The sequence below is a fragment of the Pseudomonas lini genome (genome assembly GCF_030812475.1).
Taxonomy (GTDB): Bacteria; Pseudomonadota; Gammaproteobacteria; order Pseudomonadales; family Pseudomonadaceae; genus Aquipseudomonas; species Aquipseudomonas lini_A.
Genome location: NZ_JAUSSR010000002.1, coordinates 113,352 through 126,518, shown reverse-complemented (window position 1 = coordinate 126,518; position 13,167 = coordinate 113,352). Strand labels below are relative to the sequence as shown.

12 protein-coding genes are annotated in these 13,167 nt (G+C 61.4%); 7 read left to right on the top strand and 5 right to left on the bottom strand.

Annotated features, from left to right (window positions below):
- The first annotated feature begins 4 nt into the window (after positions 1–4).
- The 5 genes from arcD (at position 5) to J2W17_RS04405 (ending at position 5,207) form a co-directional block, all read left to right on the top strand.
- Positions 5–1,432 (top strand): arginine-ornithine antiporter, encoded by a 1,428-nt coding sequence (gene arcD / locus J2W17_RS04425; RefSeq protein WP_307329847.1) that lies wholly within the window; start codon positions 5–7, stop codon positions 1,430–1,432.
- 24 nt (positions 1,433–1,456) lie between these two features.
- Entirely contained in the window at positions 1,457–2,713 is a 1,257-nt protein-coding gene (arcA, locus tag J2W17_RS04420; protein WP_307329844.1) for an arginine deiminase, read from the top strand.
- A gap of 12 nt (positions 2,714–2,725) precedes the next feature.
- Positions 2,726–3,736: an ornithine carbamoyltransferase gene (locus J2W17_RS04415; protein ID WP_307329841.1), complete on the top strand. Its 1,011-nt coding sequence runs from the start codon at positions 2,726–2,728 to the stop codon at positions 3,734–3,736.
- Between the two features lie 166 nt (positions 3,737–3,902).
- On the top strand, positions 3,903–4,832 hold the full coding sequence (gene arcC, locus J2W17_RS04410) for a carbamate kinase (RefSeq protein ID WP_307329838.1): 930 nt from the start codon (positions 3,903–3,905) through the stop codon (positions 4,830–4,832).
- A gap of 12 nt (positions 4,833–4,844) precedes the next feature.
- A complete protein-coding gene (locus J2W17_RS04405) occupies positions 4,845–5,207 on the top strand; it encodes a DUF5064 family protein (protein WP_307329834.1) in 363 nt (120 codons plus the stop codon).
- A 55-nt stretch (positions 5,208–5,262) separates the two neighbouring features.
- Here J2W17_RS04405 and J2W17_RS04400 read toward each other — a convergent pair whose 3' ends face one another.
- From J2W17_RS04400 to J2W17_RS04380, 5 genes are all read right to left on the bottom strand, one after another.
- A complete protein-coding gene (locus J2W17_RS04400) occupies positions 5,263–7,056 on the bottom strand; it encodes a SulP family inorganic anion transporter (RefSeq protein ID WP_307329831.1) in 1,794 nt (597 codons plus the stop codon).
- Between the two features lie 48 nt (positions 7,057–7,104).
- A complete protein-coding gene (gene ppk2 / locus J2W17_RS04395; RefSeq protein ID WP_307329828.1) occupies positions 7,105–7,926 on the bottom strand; it encodes a polyphosphate kinase 2 in 822 nt (273 codons plus the stop codon).
- Between the two features lie 269 nt (positions 7,927–8,195).
- Positions 8,196–9,218: a DUF2955 domain-containing protein gene (locus tag J2W17_RS04390; RefSeq protein ID WP_307329825.1), complete on the bottom strand. Its 1,023-nt coding sequence runs from the start codon at positions 9,216–9,218 to the stop codon at positions 8,196–8,198.
- On the bottom strand, positions 9,208–10,353 hold the full coding sequence (locus J2W17_RS04385; RefSeq protein ID WP_307329822.1) for an HlyD family secretion protein: 1,146 nt from the start codon (positions 10,351–10,353) through the stop codon (positions 9,208–9,210). Before J2W17_RS04385 ends, J2W17_RS04390 begins: the two co-directional genes overlap by 11 nt.
- Positions 10,350–11,903 (bottom strand): efflux transporter outer membrane subunit, encoded by a 1,554-nt coding sequence (locus tag J2W17_RS04380; RefSeq protein WP_307329819.1) that lies wholly within the window; start codon positions 11,901–11,903, stop codon positions 10,350–10,352. The genes J2W17_RS04385 and J2W17_RS04380 overlap by 4 nt, the downstream gene beginning before the upstream one ends.
- A gap of 118 nt (positions 11,904–12,021) precedes the next feature.
- On the opposite strand from J2W17_RS04380, the gene J2W17_RS04375 reads away from it, so the two are divergent.
- Together J2W17_RS04375 and J2W17_RS04370 are read left to right on the top strand one after the other, a co-directional pair.
- Positions 12,022–12,546, top strand: a complete 525-nt coding sequence (locus J2W17_RS04375; protein ID WP_307329816.1) for a transporter suffix domain-containing protein — start codon at positions 12,022–12,024, stop codon at positions 12,544–12,546.
- A gap of 90 nt (positions 12,547–12,636) precedes the next feature.
- Entirely contained in the window at positions 12,637–13,101 is a 465-nt protein-coding gene (locus J2W17_RS04370) for a YMGG-like glycine zipper-containing protein (protein ID WP_307329813.1), read from the top strand.
- Positions 13,102–13,167 lie beyond the last annotated feature (66 nt).

The window sequence follows — 13,167 nt, the reverse complement described above, 5'->3', positions numbered from 1 at the left end:
TGCAATGTCTGAATCCCCTGGAAAACTGAAACTTGGCGCTCTTGTAGCTTTAGTCGTCGGCTCAATGATTGGTGGCGGCATCTTCTCCTTGCCACAAAACATGGCCGCCAGTGCCGATGTCGGCGCCGTATTGATCGGTTGGGCCATCACCGCCGTCGGCATGCTGACCCTGGCTTTCGTGTTCCAGACCCTGGCCAACCGCAAGCCGAATCTGGATGGCGGTGTCTACGCCTACGCCAAAGCCGGTTTTGGCGACTACATGGGTTTCTCATCCGCCTGGGGTTACTGGATCAGCGCCTGGCTGGGTAACGTCGGTTACTTCGTACTGCTGTTCAGCACCCTCGGTTACTTTTTCCCGATCTTCGGCGAAGGCAATACGGTGGCGGCGATCATCGGTGCATCGGTGTTGCTCTGGGGCGTGCACTTCCTGGTGCTGCGGGGGATCAAGGAAGCGGCCTTCATCAACCTGGTGACCACGGTCGCCAAGGTCGTGCCGTTGCTGCTGTTTGTGTTGATCGCGATTTTCGCCTTCAAGCTGGACATCTTCACCGCCGACATCTGGGGCCTGAAAAACCCGGACCTGGGCAGCGTCATGAACCAGGTGCGCAACATGATGCTGGTCACCGTCTGGGTGTTCATCGGCATCGAAGGCGCCAGCATCTTTTCAGCCCGGGCGGAAAAACGCAGTGACGTGGGTAAAGCCACGGTGATCGGTTTCATCACCGTGCTGCTGTTCCTGGTGCTGGTGAACGTGCTGTCCCTGGGCATCATGACCCAACCGGAACTGGCCAAGCTGCAGAACCCATCGATGGCCGCGGTGCTCGAACACGTGGTCGGCCACTGGGGGGCGGTGCTGATCAGCGTCGGCCTGATCATCTCGCTACTGGGAGCATTGCTGTCGTGGGTGCTGCTGTGTGCGGAGATCATGTTCGCCGCCGCCAAGGACCACACTATGCCGGCCTTCCTGCGCAAAGAAAATGCCAACCATGTGCCGGTCAATGCGTTGTGGCTGACAAACGGCATGGTGCAGCTGTTCCTGATCATCACGCTGTTCTCGGCCAGTACTTACCTGTCGCTGATCTACCTCGCCACCTCGATGATCCTGGTGCCGTACCTGTGGTCGGCGGCCTATGCCCTGCTGCTGGCGGTACGCGGCGAAAGCTACGAAAACGCCCTGGCCGAGCGCAGGAAAGACCTGTTCATCGGTGCCGTGGCGGTGATCTACGCGATCTGGCTGATCTACGCCGGCGGCGTCAAATACCTGCTGCTCTCCGCCCTGCTCTACGCCCCCGGCGTGATTCTGTTTGCCAAGGCTAAACTTGAAATCGACAAACCGGTTTTCACCAACATCGAGAAGCTGATTTTCGCTGCCGTTGTCGTGGGCGCGGTTGTGGCGGCCTACGGGCTGTACGACGGCTTCCTGACCCTGTAACACCTCATCTGGAGGATTACTGTAATGACCACCGAGAAAGTTAAGTACGGCGTCCATTCCGAAGCCGGAAAACTGCGTAAAGTCATGGTTTGTTCCCCAGGCCTGGCCCACCAGCGGCTGACCCCGAATAATTGCGACGAACTCCTTTTCGATGATGTGTTGTGGGTGGCCCAGGCCAAGCGCGACCACTTCGACTTCGTCACCAAAATGCGCGAACGCAATGTCGATGTACTGGAGATGCATAACCTGCTGACCGACATCGTCGCCATCCCCGAAGCACTGGACTGGATTCTGGAACGCAAGATCACCGCCAACTCGGTCGGGCTGGGCCTGATCAACGAAACCGGTTCCTGGCTGCGCAGCCTGGAGCCGCGCAAGATCGCCGAGTTCCTGATTGGCGGGGTGTCCGCCGATGACCTGCCGGACAGCTTCGGCGGCAAGACCATCGAGATGTTCCGTGATTTCCTCGGTCACTCCAGCTTTATCCTGCCGCCGCTGCCCAACACCCAGTTCACCCGCGACACCACCTGCTGGATTTACGGCGGAGTGACGCTCAACCCCATGTACTGGCCGGCACGGCGTCAGGAAACCCTGCTGGCCACCGCCATCTACAAGTTCCACCCGCAATTCACCAACGCGGACTTCGAGATCTGGTACGGCGATCCGGATCAGGAGCACGGCAGCTCCACCCTGGAAGGCGGTGACGTGATGCCGATCGGCAACGGAGTGGTCCTGATCGGCATGGGCGAACGCTCATCGCGCCAGGCCATCGGCCAATTGGCGGTCAGTCTGTTCAAGCACAAGGCGGTCGACAAAGTGATTGTCGCCGGCTTGCCCAAATCCCGCGCGGCGATGCACCTGGACACCGTATTCAGTTTCTGCGACCGGGATGTGGTGACCATCTTCCCGGAAGTGGTGAAGCAGATCGTGGCCTTCACCCTGCGCCCGGACGAAAGCAAGCCGGGCGGCATCGACATTCGCCGCGAAGAAACCAGCTTCCTCGACACCGTGGCCCAGGCTCTCAACCTCAAGGCGTTGCGCGTGGTGGAAACGGGTGGCAACAGCTTTGCCGCCGAACGCGAGCAATGGGACGACGGCAACAACGTGGTGGCCGTGGAGCCGGGAGTGGTGATCGGCTATGACCGCAACACCTACACCAACACCCTGCTGCGCAAGGCCGGTGTGGAAGTCATCACCATCAGCGCCGGCGAACTCGGTCGCGGCCGTGGCGGCGGCCACTGCATGACCTGCCCGATCATTCGCGACCCTATCGACTATTAAGGAGATCCCGTCATGGCTTTCAATATGCGCAACCGCAGCTTGCTGTCGCTGATGCACCACACCACGCGCGAGCTGAACTATTTGCTGGACCTGTCCCGAGACCTCAAGCGCGCCAAGTACACCGGCACCGAGCGTCCGCACCTGCAGGGCAAGAACATCGCGCTGATCTTCGAAAAAACCTCGACCCGCACCCGTTGCGCCTTCGAAGTCGCGGCCCATGACCAGGGCGCCCACGTCACCTACATCGACCCGGTGTCGTCGCAGATCGGTCACAAGGAAAGCATGAAAGACACCGCCCGCGTGCTGGGGCGGATGTTCGATGCCATCGAATACCGCGGCTTCGAGCAGGAGATCGTCGAAGAGCTGGCCCAGTTCGCCGGGGTCCCGGTGTTCAACGGCCTGACCGCCGAATTCCACCCCACGCAAATGATCGCCGACACCCTGACCATGCGCGAACACAGCGACAAGCCGCTGCATGAGATCAGCTACGCCTACCTCGGCGACGCCCGCTACAACATGGGCAACTCGCTGCTGATGATCGGCGCCAAACTGGGCATGGACGTGCGCATTGCCGCACCCAAGGCGCTGTGGCCGCATCAGGATTTCATCGATCAGTGCAAGGCGTTTGCCGAAGACAGCGGCGCACGCATCACCATTACTGAAGATCCGAAAGCCGCGGTCAAGGGCGTCGACTTCATCCATACCGACATCTGGGTGTCGATGGGTGAGCCCGTGGAAGCCTGGGACGAGCGCATCGAGCAACTGCTGCCGTACCAGGTCAATGCGCAGATGATGAAAGCCTCGGGCAACCCGCGAGTGAAATTCATGCATTGTCTGCCAGCCTTCCACAACAGCGAAACCAAGGTCGGCAAGGACATCGCCGCGCGCTATCCACACCTGGCCAATGGCGTCGAAGTGACCGAAGAAGTCTTCGAATCGCCGGCCAACATCGCCTTCGAGCAAGCGGAGAACCGCATGCACACGATCAAGGCGATCCTGGTGGCGGCGTTGGCGGATATCTGAAGACCTCCCCCGGTTCCTGCGGTCCCCCCTGTAGGAGCCGGCTTGCTGGCGATGGCCGCACCTCGGTCTGTCAGATACGCCGAGCAGATGCGTTCGCCAGCAAGCCGGCTCCTGCAGGGGGCCACTGCGGGACATCCGTAACTTCTCTGTTTAGAAGGACTGCACCATGCGTATCGTCGTTGCTCTGGGCGGTAACGCCCTGCTCCGCCGGGGTGAACCCATGACCTCGGACAATCAGCGCGCCAACATCCGGATCGCCACCGAACAGATCGCCAAGATCCACGCGGGCAATCAACTGGTGATCGCCCACGGCAACGGTCCCCAGGTTGGCCTGTTGTCGTTGCAAGCGGCCGCCTACACCTCGGTTTCGCCTTATCCGCTGGACGTGCTCGGTGCCGAAACCGAAGGCATGATCGGCTACATCATTGAACAGGAACTGGGCAACCTGCTGGACTTCGAAGTGCCCTTCGCCACCCTGCTCACCCAGGTCGAAGTCGATGCCAATGACCCGGCGTTCCAGAACCCGACCAAGCCGATCGGTCCGGTCTACACCCAGGCCGAAGCGGAAAAACTCGCTGCCGAGAAAGGCTGGGCGATTGCGCCGGATGGCGACAAGTTTCGCCGCGTCGTCGCCAGCCCCCGACCAAAACACATTTTCGAAATCCGTCCGATCAAGTGGCTGCTGGAAAAAGACTGCATCGTAATTTGCGCGGGGGGTGGTGGCATCCCGACCCTGTACGGTGCCAGCGGCAAACTGCAGGGCGTGGAAGCGGTGATCGACAAGGACCTGTGCTCGGCGCTGCTGGCCGAACAGCTGGACAGCGATCTGCTGGTGATCGCCACCGACGTCAATGCAGCCTACATCGACTTCGGCAAACCCACCCAGAAAGCCATCGCCCAGGCCCATCCCGACGACATCGACAAACTCGGCTTCGCGGCAGGGTCCATGGGACCCAAGGTCCAGGCCGCCTGCGAATTCGCCCGTCACACTGGCAAAGTCGCGGTGATCGGTTCACTCTCGGACATCGAGGCTATCGTTCAGGGCAAGGCCGGTACCCGTATCAGCACCGAGAAAGCCGGCATTACTTATTTGTGAGGAGAGACGGCAATGGCAACGTTCGAACCCGGACATCTGCATATCGAGCGCCATGCGCTGAACAAGGACGACGTCAGCTACGACCTGTGTTTCGACTATGAAGTCGCTCAGGATCCCAAGGAAGGCAAAGGCATGCAGTTCAAGTTGCATGGTTCGATTCAGGGCAAGGACATGAGCGAAACGTTCTTCCTGCCCAAGGATCAGGCCTACAACTTTGCCAGCAATTTCACGAAAATTCTTGAGAAGTACGGTATCCCCAAGGTGCATAGCCAAATCGGTTCAACTCACAAATTCTACGACAAGATATTCGAAGACATGAGGGAGAAACTGGATATGAAATCGGGGGATCCGGTCAAGCCGGAACATCTGGAGTAATCCTGTTTTCCCGTGAGAGCGCAGCCCTCGGGAGCAGGCTCGCTTTCACGGGAGATCAACGTTGATGAAGGTCCAGGGAAGCAGGCGGATCCTGCGGATGGATCACCAGATAGCTGCCGACTGCATCATCTATCGTTGGAAAAAATGCCGCCTCACCCAACCGCGCGAACAGCCCGAATCGCTTCAACTTGTCCTTGACCGGATCCTTCATCTCGGCAATACACAATTTGATGCCTGCCCCGTGCAAGGTTTCGTCCAACTCAGCCAGCATGTCCGCCGAGGTAACGTCCACGCTGGTCACCGGTTCCGCCGCAACGACCAGCCAGCGCACCGGCGTGGGCGACGTCGCCACGGCGTCCAGGACCCGGTCATGGAACAGTTCGGCATTGGCAAAAAACAGCGGCGCATCCCAACGAAACAGCACCAGCCCGGGGATGAGGCGCGCCTCGGGATAGCGCTTGATGTCGTGATATCCCTTGACCGTATCGGTGCTACCCAGCACCGCGGAATAAGGCCGCCAGCCATCCCATAGAAACTCGATGACGGCGATGACGATGGCCAGGCCGATGCCTTCAATCGCGCCAAACACCGCCACGCCAATGGTACAGACGATCGACAGCCAGAACTCCCAGCGCTGGATGCGATAGATTCGCTTCAGGTCGTTGACCTCGATCAGGCCGATGGCGGAGGCGATCACCACTGCGGCCAGTGCGCTATTGGGTAAGTCCTGCAACAGGTTCGGCGCCACCACCAGCAGCAAGGCCACGGCAAGCGCGCCGACCACGCCGGTCATCTGGGTTTTCGCGCCTGCGGCCTCGGCCACGGGGGTGCGGGATGAACTGCTGCTGATCGCAAATCCCTGGAAAAAACCGGCAGCCAGGTTGGCGACGCCCAGTCCCACCATCTCCTGGTTAGGATCGACGTAGGTACGGGTCCGCGCCGCATAGACACGCGAGAGTACGCTGGTGTCGGCGAATGACACCAGGGCGACGGCGCAACCGCCGATCAGGACGGGGACGATATCGGCGGTGGTAATCCAGGGAATGGCGAAGGCCGGCAGCCCCTGGGGCAGCGAGCCCAGCACCGACACCCCGCCCCGCGCTGCAAGATCCATTACAGCCACGGCAACCGTTGCGGCGACCACGGCGATCAGAATGCCCGGCACGCGTTTGTAGCCCTTGAGCGACAGAATTATCGCCAGGGTGGCGGCGCCAACCATGAACGTGGTCCAGTTGGTTTTCCCATCCATCACCGCCGTAACGATTGCCCAGATATTTCTCAACGGGCCGTCGGACTCGATCGAAAAACCAAAAAACTTGGGCAATTGACTGATCAATACCGTCAGCGCGATCCCGTTCATGTAGCCGTAGCGGATCGGCTTGGACAGCAGCTCGGTGACGAAACCCAGGCGCGCAACACCCGCCAGAATGCACACCGCCCCCGACACGATCGCCATCATGCCGGCCAGGGCAATGGCCCGTTGCGGATCGCCGCCGGACAGTGGCAGGACGACGGCGAGGATCACGGCCGCCAGCGAAGAGTCCGGCCCCAGCACCAGAATCCGGCTGGGCCCGAACAACGCATAGGCCAGCAACGGGATGATGGTCGCGTAAAGACCATAGATGCCGGGTACGCCCGATGCCACCGCATAGGCGATACCGACAGGCACCAGCATCGTGGTCAGCACCAGTCCGGCCACGAGGTCGTGCCGCAACCAGGCGACTTTGTATCCGCGCAGGGTTTGCAGTCCCGGCAGCCAGCGGCGCCAGCCGGTCTGGTCGGCGCTCGAACCGCGGCGCGCAATCCGCCCCGGTTCCGGGGCTTGGGGCGAACTTTCCGACTGGCTCATGGCAGCGCGGCCCTTTGGTGTGCAACGCAGACAGACTTCAATGACCCGTCAGAATTTTTCGGGAATCCGTCGCAGCGGATAATCCGGTTCGCGATAGCCTCCGGGCTTCTGCCGCTTGGGCAATATCACCTTCTCGCGCGCAACTTCCTTGTACGGAATTCGGTTGAGCAAATCGCTGATGATGTTGAGGCGGGCCCGGCGTTTGTCGTTCGAGTTAGCCACCAGCCATGGCGCATGTTCGGTATCAGTGGTCATGAACATGTCGTCACGTGCACGTGAATAGTCGTACCAGCGGCTGTATGACTTGAGATCCATCCCGGTCAGCTTCCAGAGTTTGCGTCCGTCGGTGATGCGTGCCTCGAGCCGACGGGTCTGTTCTTCAGGGCTGACTTCCAGCCAGTACTTGAGCAAAATCACGCCCGAGTCGACGATGGCACGCTCCACAAGCGGAATGGCCTTCAGGAATCCGTCAACCTGCTCTTGGGTGCAGAACCCCATCACCCGCTCGACGCCCGCCCGGTTGTACCAGCTGCGATCGAAGATCACCACTTCGCCCGCCGCAGGCAGGTATGGCAGATACCGCTGCACATACATCTGGCTTTTCTCGCGATCGGTCGGTGCCGGGAGCGCCACCACCCGAAACACCCTCGGGCTCACCCGTTCGGTCAGCGCCTTGATCGTCCCGCCCTTGCCGGCACCGTCGCGCCCCTCGAACACGATGCAGATCTTGATGCCCTTGGCCTTGACCCATTCCTGCAACTTGACCAGCTCGACGTGCAGGCCGCGCAACTGTTCAAGATAAACCTTGTTCTTCAATTTCGGGCCTTCAGCGGGCTTGATCCTGGGGGCTTTCTTTTTGTCCTTTGCCATCGAAAAGACCTCACAAATGCCAGTAGATGACGACCGATAGATAGATCCAGCAGCTGCAGCCATCGGTTTGCAGATCGCCGCGCCCTTGTAGGAGCGAGCTTGCTCGCGATGGACTCCAGAACACCGCGTGTTATCCAACAAGCACGCGTTATCGTTGACGACCATCGCGAGCAAGCTCGCTCCTACACGTGGGCGGCCCTTCTGATCTCCATGACCAACCGGCTGAGTTTAGTCGATGATTCCACCCTCAACATCGAGTTGACGGGGTGCTACCGGGCGATCAATTCGCCGCGGCGTTGACCGAGAAGATTGACCATCAGACAGGCATAAAGCGTCACCACGATGAACAACCCCATGCGCACGGCGAAGGCGGTATAGACGTCCTTGCCCGCCGCGCTGTCCTGCACCGACTGTCCCAACAGAATAATCATTGTGATCAGGCTGTTGAGCCAGAACCCGGGACTTAGCCGGGTCGGGCTCAGGGCATACAACTTGCGCGCCAGCACCAGGGCGAACAGCAGCATCCACAGAAAGAACATCCACAAATGCACGAACAGGCTGAGGGCGCACCAGAACAGGATGGCCAGCAGGCCGCCGAACAAGGTCGAGCCGACCAGTTCGCGGCCGGCGTTGCGGGCGGTCGCGGTCGAACTCTGCTGTCCCAGGCTGACGGCCTTGAGAATGATCGGCAGGTAACTGGCCGGATCGATCAGCGCCAACAGGAAGGTCGGCAGCACGATCAGGGTGGTGCGCAGCGCCACCCGATCCACTTCGTCGGCGGGCAAGAACGGTGGGGCCGGGGGTGGCGGAGCGTTGGCCGGCTCGGGAAACAGCCAGTGACTCAACGCCAGCACCCCCACCGCGAGCACCAACCCCTTGACCAGCGCACCGATGACCAGGGCTCCCAGCTCGAATTCGGCGACACCGGCCGACGAGATCATGGTCAGGCCAATCACCAGAAAGGTCATGATCAGGTTGTTACCGCCACGCAGGCCATAGCCGAAGGCCAGAAACAGACACAGGGCAATCAACAGTACGCCACTGACCGGGTAATAGCGCAGGATCGGGATCAACAGCAGGCCGATGGCGGTGGTCAACAGCGCGGCCAGGGCCAGCACCAGCCCCGCCTTGAACGGCAACGGCCGATTGAGTGTGGCCAGCAGCAGCACGGCCAGCACCGGGGCAAAAAAGGGAATCGGCAACCCCAGTCCGAAGCTGGCGGCGAGGCTCAGCGCCGTGCCCGTGGCCAGGCGCAGTGCACGCTGCGCCCGGGGCGCGCGCTCAGTAGACATACGACAGCCAACTCATCAGACCAACGAATAAACGGCCAAGGAAATTTAACGGATTGCCTTGGGTGGGGAACGCCATGACTTCCGCCTGCCCACCGGCACGGATGGCACCGCTGTCGCGCAACCGGGTCCTCGATTCCTGGGAAAACTCGATGATCACCGGAAAGCGCTGGGCCGGGCGCAGCCAGTCACGGCTGTTCTGCACGCTGGGCAGCGTGCCGGGCGGCGGTGTCTGGCCGACGCTGACGCCATAGCCGACACTGCGCACGCGCCCCTCGAAAATCTCCCCCGGCAACGCGTCCAGCACAATCGCCACCGGCGTCTCGAGCCTGACCAGGCCGAGGTTGTTCTCGGTCATGTCCGCGCTGATCCAGACATCATGGATGGCGATCAGGGTCATCAACGGGCTGCCGGCCCCGGCAAACTGCCCGACATCGGTGCGCAGATCGGTGACCAGGCCGGAGGAGCGGGCGCGGATCTGCGTATTGGCCAAGTCCAGTTCGGCTTTTTCCAGCGCCGTGGCGGCGCTGCGCAAGATGGCGTTGTCTTCGTCGCTGCCGCCCTCCTGTTCACGCGCGCGCTGCACTTCGGCGCGGGCGGCGGCGACCTGGCTGACCGCCTGTTCGCGGGTGGAACGCGACACTTCCAGCAGGCGAACTGAAATGGTACCCGGGTCTTCGCGGTACAAGCCTTCCAGCCGCTGATTGTCCTGGCGCGCCTTGAGCTCATTGGCCTGGGCCGCGCGCAGATTGGCTTGCGCCGCCGCAATCCCGGCGGTGCTGGCGCCGATCTGCCGACGGGTCGATTCCAGATCCGCCCGCGCACGGTCGACGGCGATCCGGTAAGGCTGCGGGTCGACTTCGAACAGCAATTCGCCGGCCTTGACGTCCTGGTTATTGCGCACGTTGACCCGGGTCACCCGCCCCGCCACCTCCGAGGCCACCGGAATCACAAAGGCCCCCACCCGGGCCTGTTGCGTATAAGGCGTGTACCGGTCGGCCAACAGGTACCAGGCCAGGCTCAGGAGGATCACCAGCAGCACCCACTTGATGCCTTTTTTCGTCGGGTCGGCGGCCGGTGCGGGCGCCGGTGCCGGGCTGACAGGTGTCTCGGACGCGGGCCGGGGAGCTTCACTCATGGTTCTTGTTCCTGGTAAGACATCGGAAAGGCTGGCGCCGGGATGGCAGACTCCTCCAGCACATCGCCCCAGTCGGTGCGTTGTTCCATTTGTTGGCGAGTGGCCGGATCCACCAGGGGCCGCGCGCTGTACCAGCCGCCGCCCAGGGCTTTGTACAAGGCAATCGCATTGCTCACCGCGTTGCTGCGGGCCACCAGGTAATTGTCCTGTTGCTCAAGCAAGGCCCGCTGTGCATCCAGCACCCGCTGAAAGTCCGAGTAGCCTTCACGATACTGCGCACTGGCCAGCACCAGCGAACGCTTGGCGGCCGTTTCGGCTTCACCGAGGATGCGTTCGCGCTCCAGGGATTTGATCAGGCCATAGGCGGCATCGTCCGCCTCCCGTGCGGCCTGACGGACCTTGTCGCGGTACACCTCGATCAACTGCTGCAACCGCGCATCCTGCACCCGCACGTTGTTGCTGATCCGGCCATGGTCGAACAGGTTCCAGCGCAGGCTGGGGCCGCCGATCAAATCCAGGTTGCGCGAGGTGCCACTCAGGGTATCGGCCGACCAGACGATGCTGCCGAGCAATGTCAGCGATGGATAGAAGTCGGTAACGGCCACGCCCACCAGCGCCGACTGGGCGGCGACATTCAGTTCGGCGGCGCGCACATCGGGTCGGCGCAGCAACAGGTTGGCCGGCACGTCCTGTAGCACCGCGCGATCGACCAGCGGAATCAGTCCTTGATACTCCATCAGCTGCGGCAGTGCGCCCGGCGGTTGCCCGATCAGCACCGCCAAGGCGTTACGGGTGCGCTGCAGCTGGTCTTCGAAACCGGGAATGGTGCTCAAGGTGCCCAGGTATTGGGTCTTGGCCTGTTGCAGGTCGAGTTCGGCTTGCTGGCCACTGTTGAACAGCTTTTCGGTGATCTCGAAGTTGCGCTTTTGCTGTACCGCGTTTTCCCTGGCGACGCGCAAACGGGCTTCGGTGGTGCGCAGAGAGAAATAAGTCTCGGCCACTTGCGCGCGCAACAGCACCAGCACGTCTTCATAGTTGGCCTGGGCGGCAAAGTAGCTGGCATCGGACGACTCGATGGCGCGACTGAAGCGCCCCCAGAAATCCAGCTCCCAGCCAATGTCGAATGCGGCGCTGTGTTGCCAGAAATGACTGTCCTGGGGATTGGTGCCTCCGAACTGCCGACGGTTGAAGTACAGGCTGTCAACGCTGGCCTGCTGCAGCTGCGGGTAACGTCCGCTTTGCGCGATACCCAGCTGGGCGCGGGCTTCCATTACCCGCAGGCCGGCGATTTTCAGGTCGGCATTGTGCGCATCGGACTCGGCAATCAGCCGATCCAGGACCGGATCGGCGAACACTTGCCACCACTGCCGCAGATCCGGGTTCAGGCTGCGTTGACTGGACTGCTCGAGGGCCGGGCTACCCCACTGCTTGACCCATGCCTCCCCAGGCGCCTGGAAATCCGGCCCGAGCCGTACACAGCCGCAAAGACCCAGCACGCCAAGCAGCAGGAGCCGGCCTGGCCGACACAGCAAGGCTCTACATGACTGCATTTACGCTGTTCCCGGCCGACGAAGTTCACTGGAGCATAGACGCCCAAACGGGCAAACGGCTGCTAAGCTTTTTTAACATCCCCATATCTGCAGCGACCGGTTAAAAGGTACGACACTCATGAATACAAACCAGGCTACTGTTGAACCTCATTCAGCCGGCTGGCGCTTCAAGTTTGGCATCATCATTCTCTGCGTGATGTTGGGCTCCTGGCTGTTGGTACCCCTTGCCGCGCTGTTCGGTGTGGCGGGTTCAAGGATCGCCGCGCTGACCGGGGTGCTGTTCATCAGTAACAAGGTGCTGCTGATCATTGTCATTGCGGTGATGGGCAAAGCCGGGTTCCAGCAGCTGAAGCGCACCGTGTTTGGTTATGTGTCGTCGATGACGCCCAGCATGGATGCCGAAGTCGGTCCGTGGCGGCATCGAATCGGCATCGTCATGTTCTTCGTGCCGCTGGTCTCGGCCTTTCTTGAACCCTACGTCGACACCCTCTGGCCGGGCCTGAGGCCCAACCTCTGGCAGTTGCAGGCACTGGGCGACTTGATGCTGATCGCCAGTTTCTTCGTGCTGGGGGGCAATTTCTGGGAGAAGGTGCGCGCGCTGTTCATACGAAAAGCGCGGGTCGCCAATGCAGAAGCGATCTAACGCGGGACATCTGACGGGGCGCGAATCAGGTTGCGGCATGTCCTTCCCGGACCCGCACCACCAAAGCACTTTGCAAGCAGTGGAGTCCTTATGAACAAGTCCATTTTACCTTGCGTCGCGACGGTGTTCTCCATGGTCTGCCTGTGCGCGACGGCCGAGACCGTGACGCCGCTCAAAGGGCAGTCCCCGGACATCATCCAGCAGGACATAAGCGCCTGCCAGGCTCAGGCCGGCGGTACCGGCAGCACCAGCACCAGCCCTCAAACCGGTGGACGGGCCCGTGGTGCCGCGACTGGCGCAGTCGCGGGCGCGGCGGTGGCCGGGGCCCGCGGTCGTCAGCATGACGAGTTTTACGATCGGGTCGATGACGATGTGAAACAGGAATATCGGCAGAACAAGGCCAAGGATGCGGCGGTGGCCGGCGCAGTTGTCGGCGGTTCCCGGCAACGTCAGGATCGCCGTCAGGATCGGCGCAGTGACGAGCAGAATACGGCTGCCGCTTCTTCCGCCTATGCCAGTTGCATGCAGCAGCGTGGGTATCAGGTCATCCCCTAAGCACACTATTTGTGAATGACCGCGATCCTGTGGGAGCGAGCTTGCTCCGGGCGGCGCTCCGACGAA